At 33.7% G+C, this 19,241-nt stretch carries 18 protein-coding genes; 13 read left to right on the top strand and 5 right to left on the bottom strand.

Annotated elements, in window-relative coordinates:
- The 10 genes from dnaA to scpA all read left to right on the top strand — a co-directional run bounded on the left by dnaA (position 1) and on the right by scpA (position 10,304).
- Positions 1-1,428 carry a chromosomal replication initiator protein DnaA gene (gene dnaA / locus B0M43_RS00005; protein WP_065451227.1) on the top strand — a complete coding sequence of 476 codons (1,428 nt, stop codon included), beginning with the start codon at positions 1-3 and terminating at the stop codon, positions 1,426-1,428.
- A 9-nt stretch (positions 1,429-1,437) separates the two neighbouring features.
- Positions 1,438-1,902: a low molecular weight protein-tyrosine-phosphatase gene (locus tag B0M43_RS00010; protein WP_078005754.1), complete on the top strand. Its 465-nt coding sequence runs from the start codon at positions 1,438-1,440 to the stop codon at positions 1,900-1,902.
- 69 nt (positions 1,903-1,971) lie between these two features.
- On the top strand, positions 1,972-2,685 hold the full coding sequence (locus B0M43_RS00015; protein WP_078005755.1) for an SAM-dependent methyltransferase: 714 nt from the start codon (positions 1,972-1,974) through the stop codon (positions 2,683-2,685).
- 22 nt (positions 2,686-2,707) lie between these two features.
- Positions 2,708-3,169: an energy transducer TonB gene (locus B0M43_RS00020; RefSeq protein ID WP_078005756.1), complete on the top strand. Its 462-nt coding sequence runs from the start codon at positions 2,708-2,710 to the stop codon at positions 3,167-3,169.
- Positions 3,170-3,218: 49 nt separating this feature from the next.
- Positions 3,219-4,346, top strand: coding sequence for a methionine aminotransferase (locus tag B0M43_RS00025; RefSeq protein ID WP_078005757.1), 1,128 nt, complete (start codon positions 3,219-3,221; stop codon positions 4,344-4,346).
- A 77-nt stretch (positions 4,347-4,423) separates the two neighbouring features.
- Positions 4,424-5,305: an SDR family oxidoreductase gene (locus B0M43_RS00030; protein WP_065451222.1), complete on the top strand. Its 882-nt coding sequence runs from the start codon at positions 4,424-4,426 to the stop codon at positions 5,303-5,305.
- A 276-nt stretch (positions 5,306-5,581) separates the two neighbouring features.
- Positions 5,582-6,190, top strand: coding sequence for a uridine kinase (gene udk / locus B0M43_RS00035; protein WP_078005758.1), 609 nt, complete (start codon positions 5,582-5,584; stop codon positions 6,188-6,190).
- Positions 6,191-6,394: 204 nt separating this feature from the next.
- Complete coding sequence (locus B0M43_RS00040) at positions 6,395-6,730, top strand: septum formation initiator family protein (protein ID WP_078005759.1); 336 nt, start codon at positions 6,395-6,397, stop codon at positions 6,728-6,730.
- Positions 6,731-6,753: 23 nt separating this feature from the next.
- Positions 6,754-8,118, top strand: a complete 1,365-nt coding sequence (locus tag B0M43_RS00045) for a methylmalonyl-CoA mutase subunit beta (protein WP_078005760.1) — start codon at positions 6,754-6,756, stop codon at positions 8,116-8,118.
- A 44-nt stretch (positions 8,119-8,162) separates the two neighbouring features.
- Positions 8,163-10,304 carry a methylmalonyl-CoA mutase gene (gene scpA, locus B0M43_RS00050; protein WP_078005761.1) on the top strand — a complete coding sequence of 714 codons (2,142 nt, stop codon included), beginning with the start codon at positions 8,163-8,165 and terminating at the stop codon, positions 10,302-10,304.
- A 53-nt stretch (positions 10,305-10,357) separates the two neighbouring features.
- Here the strand turns inward: scpA and B0M43_RS00055 are convergent, their stop codons facing one another.
- The 4 genes from B0M43_RS00055 to dapF all read right to left on the bottom strand — a co-directional run bounded on the left by B0M43_RS00055 (position 10,358) and on the right by dapF (position 14,040).
- Positions 10,358-11,008 (bottom strand): peptidoglycan-binding protein LysM, encoded by a 651-nt coding sequence (locus B0M43_RS00055; RefSeq protein WP_078005762.1) that lies wholly within the window; start codon positions 11,006-11,008, stop codon positions 10,358-10,360.
- A gap of 574 nt (positions 11,009-11,582) precedes the next feature.
- Positions 11,583-12,623, bottom strand: a complete 1,041-nt coding sequence (gene mltG, locus B0M43_RS00060) for an endolytic transglycosylase MltG (protein WP_065451216.1) — start codon at positions 12,621-12,623, stop codon at positions 11,583-11,585.
- A 10-nt stretch (positions 12,624-12,633) separates the two neighbouring features.
- Complete coding sequence (locus tag B0M43_RS00065; RefSeq protein WP_065451215.1) at positions 12,634-13,167, bottom strand: GNAT family N-acetyltransferase; 534 nt, start codon at positions 13,165-13,167, stop codon at positions 12,634-12,636.
- Positions 13,168-13,257: 90 nt separating this feature from the next.
- Positions 13,258-14,040: a diaminopimelate epimerase gene (gene dapF / locus B0M43_RS00070; protein ID WP_078005763.1), complete on the bottom strand. Its 783-nt coding sequence runs from the start codon at positions 14,038-14,040 to the stop codon at positions 13,258-13,260.
- A gap of 159 nt (positions 14,041-14,199) precedes the next feature.
- Here dapF and B0M43_RS00075 point away from each other — a divergent pair, with 159 nt between their 5' ends.
- Together B0M43_RS00075 and B0M43_RS00080 are read left to right on the top strand one after the other, a co-directional pair.
- A complete protein-coding gene (locus B0M43_RS00075) occupies positions 14,200-15,600 on the top strand; it encodes a trypsin-like peptidase domain-containing protein (RefSeq protein WP_078005764.1) in 1,401 nt (466 codons plus the stop codon).
- Positions 15,601-15,809: 209 nt separating this feature from the next.
- Positions 15,810-17,258 (top strand): glyceraldehyde-3-phosphate dehydrogenase, encoded by a 1,449-nt coding sequence (locus B0M43_RS00080; protein ID WP_078005765.1) that lies wholly within the window; start codon positions 15,810-15,812, stop codon positions 17,256-17,258.
- A gap of 114 nt (positions 17,259-17,372) precedes the next feature.
- Here B0M43_RS00080 and B0M43_RS00085 read toward each other — a convergent pair whose 3' ends face one another.
- Positions 17,373-17,831, bottom strand: a complete 459-nt coding sequence (locus B0M43_RS00085) for an Lrp/AsnC family transcriptional regulator (RefSeq protein WP_078005766.1) — start codon at positions 17,829-17,831, stop codon at positions 17,373-17,375.
- 201 nt (positions 17,832-18,032) lie between these two features.
- On the opposite strand from B0M43_RS00085, the gene ald reads away from it, so the two are divergent.
- The gene (gene ald, locus B0M43_RS00090) at positions 18,033-19,151 is read left to right on the top strand and encodes an alanine dehydrogenase (protein ID WP_078005767.1); all 1,119 of its coding nucleotides are present in this window, start codon (positions 18,033-18,035) and stop codon (positions 19,149-19,151) included.
- Positions 19,152-19,241: the final 90 nt, after the last annotated feature.

Genomic DNA, 19,241 nt, shown 5'->3' on the forward strand with positions numbered 1-19,241 from the left:
ATGACTAAAACTGCTCAATCGGTATGGGAAAACTGTTTGTCCTTTATAAAAGACAATATTCAAGATCAAGCCTATAAAACTTGGTTCGAACCAATCAAATCAGTTGAGCTAACCGACAACGCGTTATATATTCAAGTACCAAGTAAATTTTTCTACGAATGGTTAGAAGAACACTACGTAAAATTATTGAAAGTTGCGCTTACCAAAGAACTGGGAAAAAACGCAAAGTTACTCTATAAAATTAAAATGGAGAACACTTATGGAAATAAACAGCCTTTTACCGAGCAGCTGCCAAGTTCCAACAGAGTTCCTATGAAACCGCAAGAGGTTGATGCTCCGTTTAAAAACCTGAATCCTGAACTTAAGAATCCTTTTGTAATTCCGGGAATCCGAAATTTAAAAATTGAATCTCAGTTAAATCCTAATTATAGTTTTGACAATTTCCTTGAAGGAGACTCTAACCGTTTAGCGCGTTCTGCAGGTATGGCAGTTGCCAATAAGCCTGGAGGAACATCATTTAACCCTTTATTGATTTTTGGTGGAGTTGGTTTAGGGAAAACACACCTGGCACATGCTATTGGTGTCGAAGTAAAAGACAAATATCCTGAGAAAACGGTTTTATATATTTCTGCCGAGATTTTCACACAACAATATATTGATTCGGTTAAAAAGAACAATCGTAATGATTTCATTCACTTTTACCAATTAATCGACGTTTTGATTATTGATGACGTTCAGTTTTTATCTGGAAAATCAGGAACTCAGGATGTGTTTTTCCATATTTTCAACTATTTGCACCAAAACGGAAAACAGGTAATTTTGACTTCGGACAAAGCTCCTGTTGACATGCAGGATATCGAACAACGTTTGTTGTCCCGTTTTAAATGGGGATTATCTGCTGAATTGCACCAGCCAGATTATGAAACCAGAATTTCGATCTTAAAAAATATTCTATATCGTGACGGTGTTGAGATGCCGGAAGATATTATTGAATATGTTGCCCGCAACATTAAATCGAATGTGAGAGAACTTGAAGGCGCAATCATTTCGCTAATCGCACAATCTTCTTTCAACAAAAAAGAAGTTACAATCGAGTTGGCTAAAAGTGTTGTAGAAAAATTTGTTAAAAACGTAAAGAGAGAAATCTCTATCGATTATATTCAAAAAATTGTGTCTGATTATTTCCAGTTGGATATTGAAACACTTCAATCTAAAACCAGAAAGAGGCACGTGGTTCAGGCAAGACAATTGGCTATGTTTTTTGCAAAGAAATTTACTAAAGCTTCTTTGGCAAACATTGGTTCACAAATTGGAGATCGCGATCACGCTACTGTTTTGCACGCCTGTAAAACTGTTGACAATTTAGTTTCTACAGACAAACAATTCAAGAAATTTGTCGAAGACATCAACAAAAAATTAACGCTATAAACGCGAATCATGCCAGTAAAAATTTTAATGGTTTGCTTGGGAAATATTTGCAGATCACCTTTAGCCGAAGGTATTTTAGCATCAAAATTACCTAAAAACTTTATAGTTGATTCTGCAGGAACCGGATCATGGCACGTGGGTCATTCACCTGACAAACGTTCGATTGCAGTAGCCCAAAAAAATGGCCTGTGTATTGACGGTCAAAAAGGCAGACAATTTAAAACAGCTGATTTTGACGAATTTGATTATATCTATGTTATGGATAGTTCAAATTACCGGGACGTCATTCAGTTAGCCAAAACTCCGGAACACAAAAACAAAGTACATCTTATTCTAAACGAATTATTTCCGGATGAAAATGTAGATGTTCCAGATCCTTATTACGGAGCTGTAAATGGTTTCGACAACGTTTATCAAATGTTAGACGAAGCTGCCGAAATAATCGCAAAAAAACTTATCGAAAAGCATTCATAATTTTAATGTATTTTAATTACTTAATTGATAATTGAAGTACATTTTTCTTTTAATATTAAACCATCACAAATGAAACTTCTAGGAAAATTATATTTAATTCCAACCACAATGGGCGAAAGCGATCCGATGGATGTTTTGCCACAAACCGTAAAAAGAAGTATCGATTTTATAGATCATTATATTGTTGAAAACGAAAAAACGGCCAGAAAATCAATAAAAGCAGTTTCTCCTGAGAAAAAACAATCAGAACTTATACTTTTTACTCTTAATAAACGAACAGAACCAAGCGAACATTTAGACTTTATAAAACCTTTATTAGAAGGAAAAAATGTCGGATTAATGAGCGAAGCGGGTTGTCCGGGCGTTGCAGATCCGGGTGCTGTAATTGTAAAATTGGCACACGAAAAAGGAATTCAGGTTGTACCTTTAGTAGGACCATCTTCTATTTTATTAGCGATGATGGCTTCTGGAATGAACGGTCAGAGTTTTACTTTCAACGGTTATTTACCTATTGATAAAGACGAGAAAAAATCGGCTTTAAAACATTTTGAAAAATTATCTCAGGATAAAAATCAATCTCAAATTTTTATTGAAACACCTTATAGAAATAATAAATTAGTTGAAGATCTTTTACAAATTCTTAATCCTTCAACACATCTTTGTATTGCGACTGATATTACATTGCCAACAGAATTTATTAAAACAATGCGTGTTAATGACTGGAAAAAATTAAAAGTTGATTTGCATAATCGACCTACGATTTTTATTATTCATAAAATGTAAACTAACTTTAAACCATTATAGAATGAAAAAATTTCTAATTCTTATCTTGATTTGCTTTGCACAAAATACATTTTCGCAAACTATTAAAAAAGATGACATTCTTACCATAGACGAACCTAATAATACCCCTCCACCTCAAGGAGCTATCCCTAATGATGATAATAGCATTTACAACACAGCAGGAATAGATGTAAGACCAGAATTTCCAGGAGGGATAGCTGTATTTGATAAATTTATTGAACAGAATTTTAAAATCCCACAGGAAAACCTCCAACTTAAAGGAAAAGTCTACGTAAGTTTTATAGTTGAAAAAGATGGATCATTAAATGATATAAAAATTTTAAGAGATATTGGTGCAGGAACAGGTGCTGAAGCCATTCGTGTTCTCAAAACATCTCCAAAATGGAGTCCTGGCAAAAAAAGTAATAAGCTTGTAAGAGTACTTTATTCACTACCTATATCTATAAATACTTCTAAAAAATAGATTACATCCAGTATTCAGCTCACAAGTTTTCCCCTAATCAAACTTCATCATGAGTAAACTTCCAAACGTAACGACAAGCATTTTTACTGTAATGTCAAAAATGGCGTCGGAATACAACGCAATTAATCTTTCGCAGGGATTTCCTAACTTCCCGGTTGATGAAAGATTAACAGATATTCTGGCAAGATTATCTAAGGAAAATGTACATCAATACACACCAATGGCCGGTTTTCCGCCTTTGATGAATCAAATTGCAAAACTGGTTCAGAGTTCATACAACAGAACTATTCTTCCCGAAACAGAAATTTTGGTTACTGCAGGCGCAACTCAAGGAATTTTCACTACGATTTTAGCCTTGGTAAAAACCGGCGACGAAGTAGTTATTCTGGATCCAAGTTATGATTCTTATGAATCTCCCGTTTTACTTTGTAATGCAAATCCTGTTCGTGTAGCTTTAAACGATGATTATACGCCAAATTGGGAAATTGTCGAAAAAGCGTGTTCTTCGAAAACAAAAATGATTATAATTAATAATCCACATAATCCGACAGGCAAGATTTTGACGGAAAATGATTTTTTGGAATTAGAAAAATTGATTTCAAAATATCCTGAGATTATAGTTTTATCTGATGAAGTTTACGAATACATTACTTTCGAAGAAAAACATATATCTGCACATACTAAAGATTTCCTTCTGAATCGTTGCATTATGGTTTCTTCCTTCGGAAAATCATTTCATATTACAGGCTGGAAAATTGGTTACACCGTTGCACCAGAACATTTAATGAAAGAAATCAAAAAAGTACATCAGTTTTTGGTTTTTAGCGTTAATAGTATTTCGCAAGCTGCCGTAAGTGAATATTTAAATGTTGTTGATGTCAATTTGCTTGGAAAATTCTATCAGGAAAAACGAGACTACTTCCAGAAACTGCTTCAAAATAGCCGTTTTGAACTAAAACCTTGCGAGGGAACTTACTTTCAGGTTGCTTCTTACGCCAACATTTCAAATGAAGATGATGTTACTTTTTGCAAAAAACTAATTACAGATCATGGCGTTGCTGCAATTCCAATTTCTACTTTTTATTCTGATCATAAAGACCAAAAATTAATACGTTTTTGCTTTGCTAAGGACAATTTTACATTAGAATCTGCAGCAAAAAAATTATGTGATATATAAAGTTTATTAAAATTTTATAACATTATTATGCGTGCATCCTATTTATTTAATTAATATTGTAATAAAAAGAAAAAAATATGAGCTATACAGATAAAATGTTAAGAGATGACGCTTTAAAAGGTAAAGTCATAGTAGTAACAGGTGGCGGAAGCGGTTTAGGAAAAGCAATGACCAAATATTTCTTAGAATTAGGCGCTCAGGTAGCCATTACTTCCAGAGATTTAGAAAAGCTAAAAAATACGGCCACCGAACTTGAAACTGAAACCGGAGGAAAATGTTTACCACTTCAATGTGACGTTCGTCATTATGAAGAAGTAGAAAATATGCTTCAGGAAGTTCTAAAAGCTTTTGGAAAAGTGGATGTTCTTTTAAACAACGCTGCCGGAAATTTCATTTCTCCAACTGAGCGTTTATCTGCAAATGCATTTGATACTGTTATAGATATCGTATTAAAAGGTTCTAAAAACTGTACGCTGGCTTTTGGGAAACACTGGATCGATACCAAACAAAAGTCTTCTACAATATTAAATATCGTTACCACTTACGCATGGACAGGATCAGCTTATGTTGTACCAAGTGCCACTGCAAAAGCTGGAGTTTTAGCTATGACACGCAGTTTAGCTGTAGAATGGGCAAAATACGGAATTCGTTCTAATGCTATTGCGCCGGGACCATTCCCTACAAAAGGTGCCTGGGACAGATTATTACCCGGAGATCTTGCCGAAAAATTCGACATGGCTAAAAAAGTGCCATTGAAACGTGTAGGAGATCATCAGGAATTGGCCAATTTAGCTGCTTATTTAGTTTCTGATTTTTCTGCTTATGTAAATGGCGAAGTAATCACGATTGATGGCGGCGAATGGCTAAAAGGCGCAGGACAATTTAATTTATTAGAAGCCATTCCGGAAGAACTTTGGGATCAGCTTGAAATGATGATAAAAGCAAAAAAGAATAAATAATTACAAGTGCTTACTAAATTCAGAATATTTTATTAAAACTATACTGATTGCACTAAATCCCGATGACAATGTTATCGGGATTTTTTTATTTTTTTTTACCATATAAGTCACAATCTTTTAACCATATAAGTGATATAACTTCAGTTAAGTAGCATTTTGTTTAAAAATCTTGTTACTTACATTTACTTATATCGCTTATATGGTTTAAATAAATAATATGTTCATTCAATTCACTTAAATTATTATTTTTGCCAAAACAAATAATAAAAAAAAAATATGCTCATTATTGGAATTGCAGGAGGAACAGGAAGTGGAAAAACAACAGTAGTACATCAAATTATGAACGAATTACCAGAAACTGAAGTTGGCGTAATTTCTCAGGATTCCTACTATAAAGAAACCCATAATTTGTCGTTCGATGAAAGAGCATTAATCAATTTTGATCATCCGCGCGCGATCGATTTTGAGTTATTGGTAAAACATTTAAAAGCATTAAAAGAAGGCGAAACTATCGATCAGCCCGTTTATTCTTTCATACAACATAACAGAACTGATGATACAGTTTCGACGCATCCAAGAAAAGTGATGATTGTCGAAGGAATTTTAATTTTGACAAATCCGGAGCTTCGTGATCTTTTTGATGTTAAAGTTTTCGTTCATGCCGACTCTGACGAAAGATTAATTCGTCGTTTAAAACGTGATATTTCAGAACGAGGACGTGATATCGACGAGGTTTTAACCCGTTATCAAAACACCTTAAAACCTATGCACGAGCAATTTATCGAGCCATCTAAAGCTTTTGCAGATATCATTATCCCTAACGATAAATACAATACGGTAGCCATCGATGTAGTTCGCGCTGTAATTAATCAACGAATTTCATAATTTTTATCGTAAATTTATTCCATAATCCCGATAGCTATCGGAACCCGCTTTCGCCTCTATCTTTTTATGTCCGCCGCGGCTGATATAAAAGGATAGAGGCTCAAACGAAGTTCACTGAATACAAATGAAAACAGTAAACTAAGTGAAATAATCGGGGCTAGAACACCAATCGAAATTAAAAGAAATAATCAGTTGAAAGAGAAAATGAAATTTAAAAACCCATATAAAGGCAAACGCTGGTTTAAATTACTGAGCAATAAATATGTTTGGGTTTTACTCTTTTTTGTAGTCTGGATGTTATTTCTGGACAATTACTCTTATTTTGATCATCGTTTTCTGGACGGGCAGATTAACGAACTACAAGACAACAAAAAATATTATCAGGACGAAATAAAAAAAGATCAGGAACAGATCAAACAGCTTAAAAATCCTGAACAAATAGAAAAATATGCCCGAGAAAAGTACTTCATGAAAAAAGACAGCGAAGATATTTACATCATTCAATTTGAAGGAGATACTATTCAAGACACACAAGAATAACCAGAAAAAAGTAAAAAAAACCAATGGCTACTACCCTATTCGACGATTTTAATCCGATTTCATCCAAACAATGGAAACAAAAAATTCAGTTTGAATTAGATGGAGCAGATTATAACGAAACCGTAATTTGGAATTCTCCAGAAGACATTCAGGTTAAACCGTTTTATCATATAGATGAATTTTCTAAGGCTGCTTCTGTTAAAACCCAAGCGTCCAATTTTAAAATTTGTCAAAACATCTTTGTATACGACATTGATAAATCGATTCAAAGAGCTATAAACACTATCGAAAGAGGTGCCGAAAGTTTACGTTTTACTATCGAAAACGAAAAAATCGATGTTCAAAAATTATTAGAAAATCTTCCTTTAGAAAACAGAACCGTTTACTTTAATTTGAAATTTATTTCAATCGATTTCGTAAAAGTATTAGACACCATTTCGATTCACAAAAAAGCTATTTTTTATTGCAATATGGATCCTATTGGTCATTTTGCAAGAGAAGGAAACTGGTTTACTACAGCTGATAAAAATAATTTCGAAGCGATCGAAAAAATTGCAAAAGCTACTACAAACCTGACACTTTTAAGTGTCGATTCAGGTTTGTATCAAAATGCCGGAGCTAACATTACACAACAAATTGCCTACAGTTTAGCGCACGCAAACGAATATTTGAATCGTTTACCAACAATTACAAAACCGTTTGTATTTCAAATATCAGTAGGAACAAATTATTTTTTTGAAATTGCAAAACTTCGTGCTTTACGAATGCTTTTCGAATTAATTGCTGCAGAATATCATCCGGAATTAGAATGCCATTTTCTGGTAACACCAACTAAACGCAATAAAACGATTTACGATTATAATGTAAATATGTTACGTACCACAACCGAATGCATGTCGGCAATATTGGGTGGCGCAGATGGTGTGGCAAATTTACCGTATGATTCCTTATACCATAAAGACAACGAATTTGGCGACCGAATAGCGCGCAATCAATTGTTGGTTTTAAAACATGAAAGTTATTTTGATAAAGTAAATAATCCGGCAGACGGAAGTTATTACATAGAAAGTCTGACCATGCAATTGGCTGAAAAAAGTTTGGCTTTATTTAAAGATATTGAAGCAAATGGAGGTTTCTTAAAACTTCTAAACGACGGAACTATCAAAAAGAAGATTCAGGAGAGCGCTGCAAAAGAACAGGAATTGTTCGATTCTAAAAAAGAAGTTTTGTTGGGAACGAATAAATACCCCAACAAAGAGGACAGAATGAAACACGATTTAGAATTGTTTCCTTTCGTAAAAATAAAACCAAGAAAAACATTAATTACACCCATAATTGAAAAACGATTGGCCGAAAAACTGGAACAAGAACGATTAGATCTTGAGTAATCATTTTTCAAAGTAATTAATAAACTACTCAAAAGAGTATTTCCATGATAAGAAAAGACCTTAAACATATTAAGTTAGAAGTTAAAAGTGAGAAGTTAGACGTACTGACAAATAATTCAGAACCTATAACTGAAAATTTTTACACAGCAGAAGGCATCGAGCTCAAAAAAACTTATTCTGAAAAAGATATCGAGGATTTAGAGTTTCTTGATTTTGGAGCAGGTTTTGCTCCCAATTTGAGAGGCCCTTACGCTACTATGTATGTGAAACGCCCGTGGACAATTCGACAATATGCCGGATTTTCTACAGCAGAAGAAAGCAATGCCTTTTACAGAAGAAATCTGGCAGCAGGACAAAAAGGACTTTCTATCGCTTTTGATTTGCCCACGCATCGTGGTTATGATTCTGATCATGAAAGAGTTGTTGGTGATGTCGGAAAAGCCGGAGTTGCAATCGATTCTGTCGAAGACATGAAAGTTTTATTTGATCAGATTCCGCTAGACGAAATGTCGGTTTCAATGACCATGAATGGTGCAGTTTTGCCTATTATGGCCTTTTATATTGTGGCAGCTGAAGAACAAGGTGTAGCAATTGAAAAATTATCAGGAACGATCCAGAATGATATTCTAAAAGAATTTATGGTTCGTAATACTTATATCTATCCGCCAACACCTTCTATGAAGATTATTGCAGATATTTTTGAATTTACGAGCAAGAAAATGCCGAAATTCAATTCGATCTCTATTTCAGGATATCATATGCAGGAAGCAGGAGCAACAGCCGATATAGAATTGGCGTATACTTTGGCCGATGGTTTAGAATATATTCGAACCGGACTTTCTACCGGAATGACAATCGATGAATTTGCTCCCCGCCTGTCTTTCTTTTGGGCAATTGGAATGAATCACTTTATGGAAATTGCTAAAATGCGCGCCGGAAGAATGATCTGGGCAAAATTAGTGCAGCAATTTAATCCTAAAAGCGATAAATCTTTGGCTTTACGAACACATTGCCAGACAAGTGGCTGGAGTCTAACAGAACAAGATCCTTTTAATAATGTCGCCAGAACTTGTATCGAAGCCACTGCAGCCACCTTTGGAGGAACTCAATCCTTACATACTAATGCATTGGACGAAGCTATTGCATTACCAACCGACTTTTCGGCAAGGATTGCCCGTAATACACAGATTTTTTTACAGGAAGAGACTAAAATTACAAAAACTGTTGATCCTTGGGGAGGAAGTTATTACGTTGAAAGCCTAACAAATGAAATTTTAGAAAGTACCTGGAAACTAATAGAAGAAGTAGAAGAATTGGGCGGGATGACAAAAGCGATTGAAGCCGGAATTCCGAAACTAAGAATTGAAGAAGCCGCAGCCAGAAAACAAGCAAGAATTGATAGCGGACAGGATATTATTGTGGGAGTAAACCAATATCGCCTGGAAAAAGAAGATCCATTGCATATTTTGGATGTGGACAACCAAATGGTCCGCAAACAACAATTAGAGCAACTTGAACAAATAAAAGCAACAAGAGATACTGAAAAAGTAAATCAATCACTCGAAAAATTAATACTTTGTGCCAAAACCGGACAAGGAAACTTATTGGAAATTGCTATCGAAGCCGCTCGGAACAGAGCAACATTAGGCGAAATTAGCGATGCTCTGGAAAGTATTTTTGGCCGATATAAAGCCCAAATTAAATCCTTTAGCGGTGTGTATAGTGCAGCAATAAAAAACGACGAGAATTTTGAAAAGGCAAAACAATTAGCAGATGCCTTTGCAAAGCAAGAAGGAAGACGCCCCAGAATTATGATTGCCAAAATGGGACAGGACGGTCATGATCGCGGTGCAAAAGTAGTTGCCACCGGATATGCCGATGTAGGTTTTGATGTCGACATAGGTCCACTTTTTCAAACCCCTGCCGAGGCTGCCAAACAAGCGGTTGAAAATGACGTACATATTTTAGGCGTTTCATCATTAGCCGCAGGACATAAAACACTTGTACCGCAAGTTATAGAAGAACTTAAAAAACACGGACGCGACGATATCATGGTTATTGTAGGCGGAGTAATTCCTGCGCAAGACTATCAATTTTTATTTGATGCAGGAGCTATTGCGGTTTTCGGACCGGGAACTAAAATTAGCGAAGCGGCTATTAAAATTCTGGAAATTTTAATTGACTAAAAAGCATAAAAAAATCCCGAATTGTATCGGGATTTTTTTTGCTTATGCAAATTTTAAATTTGATCGTGTATTGTAGCATCACTATCAGCTTCGATACGAGAAAGATCATAACCTCCAAAGGCTTTCATATAACTTTTTAATGAAGTTCCGTAAGCATCTCTAAAATGCCTGTTCCTATTTTTAAAAAAGTTTTTTACTGAACCAGCTCCTCCAAGGTGTGCGGCGGCTAAAATTCCCGATTCGGTAATTTCAATACCATTGATAATCTTTCCTTCATACTTTTCTATTTCATTACGTAAAATCCATTTGTTTTTGGACAGTAATGCAATAAATGCTTTTTCTTGTAATGCAGGATCTTTTAAAAAGGCTTTGTTGTTTTTAACGCCAACCGCCCTTAATGCTTTAGAACCAAATTGGTATTTTCCCATATAACCTAACGAATTTACCAATCGGTATTTTCCCTGAGATTCTTTAAAGGCTACCGCTTCTTTAAAACTGATAAGGCGCTTTTCTGTAAATACAACATTTACCTTTTTGACTGTAGGATAATCATCCTCTTCCAGCGATGGAAACAAGTATTCAGATCCATCTGTTTTTTCTATTAGAAACCAAGGTTTAGTTTCCAGATTAAAGGGTTTAAAACCCAAACTTAAAAATGTAATAATAACGATCAAACTCGTATAAAAATACCACTTCTTTATCATAAATTGTTTTTCTTCAAATCCCTGTCACCTCTTTGAAATTTCTACGGTGCAAAGATAAGAAATACAAAATAACCCTGTAAATCAATAAGTTACATATTTTTAGAAATATAAATATAGCTACTAATCCCTTTATTGATGCAGATTACGAGGCGAAAACCAAGGTTTTAATTTAGCTTCAAAAGCGCCAAAATATAAATCTGAAAAATGCAATTTTTATCAATTTTTTAGCAAATTAGTTAAAATAGCAAGATTAAACCTACCAAACACTTATGATTTTTAAAGATAATTTATGGCATTTAAATTTGGTTTTTTCATTAAATTTATGTAAACTAGAATATAATATTTTGTAAATTTTAGTTTTTCAGATTAAATAAATTGAGAATTATGATCTGTATTTTTTAATTATTATTTTAAAATTAGAATGAAAAATGAGTAAAAATATTGAATAAAGAATCTTCCTAAATTTCTAGAAAATTATTTATTTTAAATAGTAGTACAACATAAGTAAATAAAAAAACCGAAGAGTAAGTCTTCGGTTTCTTTGTCTTATTTTAATCATTAATAGTGAATAAAATTATCTTGTCACTCCCTGACTAGCGATCCAGTCAGAATATTTTTTTGCATTTATTTGATGCTGCTCATAAGTTGATGCAAATTCATGATAGCCAAAACGATCTATACTTGCACAGAAATAAATATAATCGTTCTTTTCAGGATTTAAAACCGCATCAACAGCTGTGATATCAGGCATTGCGATTGGTCCTGGAGGAAGTCCAATATTTACATAGGTATTGTATGGAGATCTCATAACCAAATCATTATAAAAAACTCTCTTGATAACCTGATCAAAATTATTATCTCTCAATTTTAAGGCATAAATAACAGTTGGATCTGCTTGCAAAGGCATTTCTAAACGCAAACGATTCAAATATACACCCGCAATACGAGGTCTTTCATCTTTTTTAACCGATTCTTTATGAACGATAGAAGCTAAAATGGTAGCCTGAACCGGAGTTAAGCCTTGTTTTTTTGCTTTTTCGATTCTTTCAGCCGTCCAGAAATTATGATATTCCTTAATCATTTTATCGCGAAATTTCTCTGCAGAAGTATTCCAATAAATCTCATAGGTATTTGGGATAAACATCGCAAAAACATTTTCTTCATTAAAACCATTTTCTTTTAGAAAAGCCGGATCTTTAATTGCCTTCATTAAAGATAAACTGTCCGCTTCGATCTCAGCACCCACTCTTCCAGCAAAGTTTTCTAAGCGTTCCTGATTATTAAAAGATAATTTTACAGGAATATTGGCTCTCATTGCGCGAACCAAATCGATATTATTCATGTCTTTTTTAAGTAAAAAGCGACCTGATTTTACATTTTCAGGATAGCTTCTTTTACTGGCTACCATTTCAAAATTGTCGAAATTTTTAATGTAAGGCGCTAATATTTTCTTTACATCTGTATAATTTGCATTTGTAGGAACGTATACATATAGTTCCTTTTCGTCAAATTTAGTATTGGCACTGAATATTTTACTAATTAAAATAAATCCGTAAATCATTAAAACTGAAATTACGGCTACAGCAGTTATTGTGATGATTTTTTTTAAGCTCAAAGTATAAAGTTTAAATTTGTTTATTAATTAACTGAAAAATTGCTTCGTCCTGATAGTGGTTATTAAGCAAAATCCAATCCTTTTTGATTCCTATTTTCTCAAAGCCAAATTTAGTAAAAAGAGCTATACTTGCTACATTTCCTACAGCAATATTTGCATACAGCTGATGTAAATTTAAATTATGAAAAGAATACTTGATTAAAAGTTCTAAAGCCTCAGAACCAATATTTTGATTTCTGTTTTCACCTTTCTGAATAACAATTCCAACACCTGCCCTGTTATTTTTAGGATCAAATTCGAATAAATCAATTAACCCAATCGCCGGAAAATCCTGATCCTGACAGATTGCCAAACGCAATTGTTTGGCTTCGTAAATATCCTGTTGCGCATTTTCGAGATACTGGCGAACTAAAAACCGGCTATAAGGTGTTTGTGTATTACTGACTTCCCAAATGCTTTCATCATTCTCCATTGCATAAACAAACTCCAGATCATTAGGTTCTAATGCTCGCAGATAAATATTTTCTCCTTTTAGTGTAATCATTGTTGATTTAGATTGCAGATTTTAGTCTACAAATTTTGGAATTTGGACTCGAGCTTTAGCGAACAGGCGAAGCAATTTAAAAATTGCATTTTATACCTCTATTGTACCCTTAAAAACAAATTTGGCAGGACCGGTTAGGAAAACATTCGTAAAATGATCTCCCAATTTATCAAAAGAAACAACTAGTTTTCCGCCTTCAACATTTAAGTTAATCGAAGTTTTATCTGTTTGACCTATAGCGTTCATTGCAATTGCAACTGCTGTTGCTCCCGTTCCGCAAGCCAGAGTTTCATCTTCAACACCTCTTTCATAAGTACGAAGTGAAAAAGTACCATCGTCAACCTTTTTTACAAAATTGATATTGCTTCCTTTTTCGCCATACAACTCTCCATAACGAATTGCAGCGCCATTCTCTTTTACATTATAATGTTCTAAATCATCAACAATTTGTACGTGATGCGGAGAACCGGTATCTAAAAAAGTATATGAATCTTTCTTTTGTACTTCATCAACATCAATCATTTGCAGAGAAATAATAGCATCATCACCTACAGAAGCGTGATGCAAACCGTCTGTTGCTATAAATGTAGCTTCATCCTTAATCACTCCTAATTGGTTGGCAAAAGCCACTAAGCAACGTCCGCCGTTTCCGCACATTGAACTCTGATTCCCGTCTGAGTTATAATACACCATTCTAAAGTCAGTTTCGGTATCATTTTCTAATAAAATAAGCCCATCTGCTCCAATTCCGAAACGTCTGTCACACAGGCGTTCAATCAATTTAATATTATCTTTTGGAAAGAAATCTGAACGATTATCAATCATTACAAAATCGTTTCCGGTACCCTGATATTTATAAAATTCTATTTGCATTTTTTTTCCATTAATAATACAAAAGTACGAACAAATAATTAATGAAATGTTAATCAATGTTAAAGAGCGTTAAACCATTTTATTCGTTAATTTTTTGAATTATTTTTACGTGAAATTACATAAACATAAATTATAACAACTTAAACATATAATATAACTATGAAAAGACTTTCAACCTTATTTTTGGTTTCACTACTTAGCGGTGCTACTACACTTGGTGCTTACAAGTTATTATTTGAAAGCAACAATTCTTTTTTTGGAAGACAAAATTCTGTTGTAACTCTTGCCCCTAATTCGTTTGGAAAAAATGTTGCTTTATCTGCTGAAACGGTCGATTTTACAGCTGCTGCAGATAAAACAATTCACACTGTTGTTCACGTAAAAAATGTTTCGCGAAGAACGGTTAGCAATCCTATGTTAGAATTTTTCTATGGCTACGGTGGCCAACAGCAGCAAGAACAAGTTGGAACCGGATCTGGTGTCATTATTTCTGAAGACGGATATATTGTCACGAACAATCACGTTATAAAAGATGCCACAGAAATCGAAATTACATTAAACAACAAAAAATCATACAAAGCAAAATTAATTGGAACGGATTCTAAAATGGACATCGCGTTACTCAAAATTGATGCTGATGAAAAATTACCTTACACCGCTTTTGCCAATTCAGATTCTGTAAAAATTGGCGAATGGGTTTTGGCAGTTGGAAATCCGTATAACTTAACTTCGACTGTAACTGCCGGAATTGTTTCGGCGAAAGCCAGAAATTTAGACACTAACGGAATTCAGTCTTTTATTCAGACTGATGCTGCCGTAAACCCAGGTAATAGTGGTGGTGCACTAGTTAACACGAGAGGAGAATTAATTGGTATTAATACCATGATTTCATCTATGACAGGTTCTTATGTAGGTTATTCATTTGCTGTTCCTTCAAATATCGCCCGAAAAATTATCGAAGATATTATGGAATTTGGAAATGTTCAAAGAGGAATTCTAGGCGTCGAAGGTGGAGAATTAAATAGTACTGCCTCCAAAGAATTAGGTGTTACCGAAACTCAGGGTTTTTACATTAGTAAAGTTTCTAAAAATTCAGGTGCAGAAAAAGCCGGTTTGGGTAAAGGAGATATTATTGTAAAACTTGACGATCAGAATATTGCAACTTATGCTGATCTTTCAGGATATATCAATACAAAACGACCAAATGATGTTGTTAAAGTAACTTATATAAAAGAAGGAAAAACTAAAACAGTTCCCGTAACTTTAAGCAAAAACGAATTTTATAGTACCGAATTTAAAGGAATTGAATTAGAAAACATTGATGCTGCCGACAAAAAGAAATTCAGAATTGATTATGGTGTAAAAATCAGAAATATCAACAATGAAAACTTAATGCAATATCAAAACGAATTACAAGGTAATATTATCCTGAGTATCGATAATGTAAAAGCAACAAATATCGAGACGGTTGCCAAACTTTTAAACAGAAAAGATGAAGCACAAAGTGTTCGTCTGGAAATGATCAATAAAAATGGAGAAATCCTTAGAATTATTATTTAATCACAGTTTACAGTTACAGTATTCAGTCGCAAAAAACTGAACACTTAAACTGACATTGAAAACTCAAAAAAAGCCATCTTAGAAATAAGGTGGCTTTTTATTTTTTTAAAAAAATAAATCACAAAATACTTTACGAAATCGATTGAAATGGATACTTTTGCGCAAAATTTAAAAATATTCGTGTATTTATTTTTTCAATTTAATCAATTATGAGCAAAAAAACATTGTACCAAAAAGAGGTATCATTACAAGTCGACCGAAGAAGAGCTGGTGTCGAATTAATTAAAATCATAAGCGATTTATGGTATGACAAATCCATTGAAATGGTCTTATTCAAAAATCAATTATTGGATAAAAATGTCAGCGATATTATCAATTTACATCAATATGCAGGTGAATTTGTAGGCAAACCTATCACCATTTTTGATTCGGTTGAAATCGCAAAAGTTGTTTTATCTTTAGATCTTCCTCCTGCAAAATTAGATCTTGGAAAACTAACTTATGAATATCGTTTAGAAGATGAAAAATATCCCGATGCGAGATATTTTGTAATCGACAAATTGAAAAAAGCAAAATCATCAGAAGAAATTCAGCCAAAAGATGTTGTATTATATGGATTTGGAAGAATCGGACGTTTATTGGCAAGAGAATTAATGTCTAAAACGGGAAAAGGAAATCAATTGCGTTTGAGAGCAATTGTAACCCGTGATAAAAATGACGCAATTACTTTAGAGAAACGAGCTTCTCTTTTGCGATATGATTCTATTCACGGAGATTTTCAAGGATCTGTGATTGCTGACCCAAAAAACAATGCGCTGATTATCAACGGAACTACTGTACATATCATCACAGCAAATTCCCCGGAAGAAATTGATTATACCCAATACGGAATCAATGATGCGTTAGTGATTGATAATACCGGAGCTTTTACTACCGAGGAAGCTTTAAAAAGACATTTAACATCTCCAGGTACTAGTAAAGTTTTATTGACAGCACCCGGAAAAGGAGTTCCTAATATTGTACATGGCGTAAATCACAATGAATATAATCCTGACGAAATAAATATTTTTTCAGCTGCTTCCTGCACTACAAATGCCATAACTCCTGTTTTAAAAGCTATTGAAGATACCCTAGGAGTTGTAAAAGGGCACTTAGAAACCATTCACGCTTATACAAACGATCAAAATCTGGTCGATAATATGCATAAAAAATACCGTCGTGGAAGAGCTGCAGCTTTAAATATGGTTATCACCGAAACTGGTGCCGGAAGTGCTGTTGCAAAAGCATTACCCTCACTAGAAGGAAAATTAACTTCAAATGCTATTAGAGTACCTGTCCCAAATGGTTCTTTAGTTGTTTTGAATTTAGAAGTTAAAAAAGCGACTTCGATTTCGGCTATCAATAAAATCATGAAAAAATACGCTCTTGAAGGCGAATTGGTTGAACAAATAAAATATTCATTAAATAATGAACTTGTTTCATCTGATATTATTGGTACATCTGCCCCATCTATTTATGACAGTAATGCCACAATAGTATCTCAAGACGGAAAAAACATTGTATTATATATTTGGTATGATAACGAATATGGTTACAGTCATCAGGTAATTAGATTAGCAAAATACATTGCCAAAGTAAGACGTTTTACTTACTATTAATATAAAACCAAAACCAACCATTTATCTAAAACCATCAGGCATTGTCTGGTGGTTTTTTCTTAGGAAATATTCAACAAGATCTGAATCGTTTAAAATAGAATAAAAATTGTCGAATTATATTGGTAAAACAGTTGTACTCTTTACTTCAGAAATTACAAAAACAGTATTGATAAGGGAAACCTCCGGTAATACCGATAATTTTTTTTGATGAAACTGATGATAACTTTCCATATCAGGAATGATAATTTTTAGCATATAATCAAAATTTCCCGAAACATAATTACACTCTACGACTTCAGGCAAATTCAAAATAGATTGATTAAATCCTTCTGATGTGTCATAAGTTTGCTTTGTTAAGGTAACCTGACAATAAACCGTAAGATTATTGCCGAGTTTTTTCTTATTCAAAATCGAAACATATTTCTCAATAACTCCATCTTTTTCAAGACGTTTTACCCGATCATGAACAGGGGTTAAAGACAAATTTATTTTGTTTGCGATGTCTTTTAGCGTGTAGTGCGCATTTTCCTGTAAAAGACGTAAGATTTTTTTGTCAATTTCATCTAAAGCCATAACGAAAACGTTTTCTGTAATTAATAAAAATAAGTCATTTTTTCTTTTTGGACGAGTATAAACACTCTTAAATAGAATATTTTTCTGTAAAAGTATTAAATAAAATAATATTTTCTTATTTATAGGTCCTTAATCCATAATAAATTCTCTATCTGTAGTTTTGTAAAAGAATCTCAACAAAAACAAAAAAATCCAACAAAAATGATAATAGGTGTTCCAAAAGAAATAAAAAATAACGAAAACCGTGTAGCTTTAACTCCTGCAGGTGTTTCTGAAATGAAAAAACATGGACATGTAGTTTATGTTCAGGCAACTGCTGGTTTAGGCAGCGGTTTTAGTGACGAAGAATATGCAACTGCAGGTGCAGTAGTTTTGGCTACTATCGAAGAAGTGTATGCTGTTGCTGAAATGATCATCAAAGTAAAAGAACCAATTGCATCTGAATATCCATTAATTAAAAAAGATCAATTATTATTTACTTACTTCCATTTTGCTTCATCAGAGCCATTAACTCATGCAATGCTTGAAAAAGGTGCTGTATGTTTAGCTTACGAAACAGTAGAAAAAGCAGATCGTAGTTTACCATTATTGGTGCCAATGTCTGAAGTTGCAGGTCGTATGGCTATTCAACAAGGAGCTAAATATCTTGAAAAACCATTAAAAGGAAGAGGAATTCTTTTAGGTGGTGTTCCAGGTGTACCTCCTGCTAAAGTTTTAGTTTTAGGTGGAGGAATCGTTGGAACTCAAGCTGCAAAAATGGCTGCAGGTTTAGGTGCTCAGGTAACCATTATGGATTTAAGTTTGCCACGTTTACGTTATTTAGATGACATTATGCCAGCAAACGTAAATACAGAAATGTCTAATCACTACAATATTACAAAAGCAATTAAAGACGCAGATCTAATTGTTGGAGCTGTTTTAATTCCAGGAGCAAAAGCACCTCACTTAATTACTCGTGACATGCTTAAATTAATGCGTCCGGGAACTGTTGTTGTTGACGTTGCAGTTGATCAGGGAGGATGTATCGAAACTTGTACTCCTACAACACATGAAAATCCAACTTTTATTATTGATGACATTGTTCACTACTGTGTAGCAAATATGCCAGGTGCTGTTCCTTACACATCTACTTTAGCCTTAACTAATGCTACTTTGCCTTATGCAGTGCAATTAGCAAACAAAGGATGGGAAAAAGCTTGCAGCGAAAACGAAGAATTGAAAAAAGGATTAAATATTGCTAACGGAAAAATTCTTTATAAAGGAGTTGCTGAAGCTTGGAATCTTCCTTTTAACGAAGAGTTAGTGTTAGCAAACGCATAGTGCTAACATTAAAATAAGTGCTTACTAAAACACTATTTAAAGGCTTTTCTTAATTGAAAAGTCTTTTTTTTAGACATAAAAAAACCTGTC

It is taken from the genome of Flavobacterium sp. KBS0721, from assembly GCF_002007065.3.
Taxonomy (GTDB): domain Bacteria; phylum Bacteroidota; class Bacteroidia; order Flavobacteriales; family Flavobacteriaceae; genus Flavobacterium; species Flavobacterium piscis.

Coding starts and splice junctions, on each gene's coding strand:
- B0M43_RS00065 (WP_065451215.1), bottom strand. CDS start 13,167: ATGATTACACTAAAAGGAGAAAATATTTATCTGCGAGCATTAGAACCT.
- scpA (WP_078005761.1), top strand. CDS start 8,163: ATGATAAGAAAAGACCTTAAACATATTAAGTTAGAAGTTAAAAGTGAG.
- B0M43_RS00015 (WP_078005755.1), top strand. CDS start 1,972: ATGAAACTTCTAGGAAAATTATATTTAATTCCAACCACAATGGGCGAA.
- B0M43_RS00085 (WP_078005766.1), bottom strand. CDS start 17,831: ATGGCTTTAGATGAAATTGACAAAAAAATCTTACGTCTTTTACAGGAA.
- udk (WP_078005758.1), top strand. CDS start 5,582: ATGCTCATTATTGGAATTGCAGGAGGAACAGGAAGTGGAAAAACAACA.
- B0M43_RS00010 (WP_078005754.1), top strand. CDS start 1,438: ATGCCAGTAAAAATTTTAATGGTTTGCTTGGGAAATATTTGCAGATCA.
- B0M43_RS00020 (WP_078005756.1), top strand. CDS start 2,708: ATGAAAAAATTTCTAATTCTTATCTTGATTTGCTTTGCACAAAATACA.
- ald (WP_078005767.1), top strand. CDS start 18,033: ATGATAATAGGTGTTCCAAAAGAAATAAAAAATAACGAAAACCGTGTA.
- dapF (WP_078005763.1), bottom strand. CDS start 14,040: ATGCAAATAGAATTTTATAAATATCAGGGTACCGGAAACGATTTTGTA.
- B0M43_RS00080 (WP_078005765.1), top strand. CDS start 15,810: ATGAGCAAAAAAACATTGTACCAAAAAGAGGTATCATTACAAGTCGAC.
- B0M43_RS00025 (WP_078005757.1), top strand. CDS start 3,219: ATGAGTAAACTTCCAAACGTAACGACAAGCATTTTTACTGTAATGTCA.
- B0M43_RS00045 (WP_078005760.1), top strand. CDS start 6,754: ATGGCTACTACCCTATTCGACGATTTTAATCCGATTTCATCCAAACAA.
- B0M43_RS00030 (WP_065451222.1), top strand. CDS start 4,424: ATGAGCTATACAGATAAAATGTTAAGAGATGACGCTTTAAAAGGTAAA.
- B0M43_RS00075 (WP_078005764.1), top strand. CDS start 14,200: ATGAAAAGACTTTCAACCTTATTTTTGGTTTCACTACTTAGCGGTGCT.
- dnaA (WP_065451227.1), top strand. CDS start 1: ATGACTAAAACTGCTCAATCGGTATGGGAAAACTGTTTGTCCTTTATA.
- B0M43_RS00040 (WP_078005759.1), top strand. CDS start 6,395: ATGAAATTTAAAAACCCATATAAAGGCAAACGCTGGTTTAAATTACTG.
- B0M43_RS00055 (WP_078005762.1), bottom strand. CDS start 11,008: ATGATAAAGAAGTGGTATTTTTATACGAGTTTGATCGTTATTATTACA.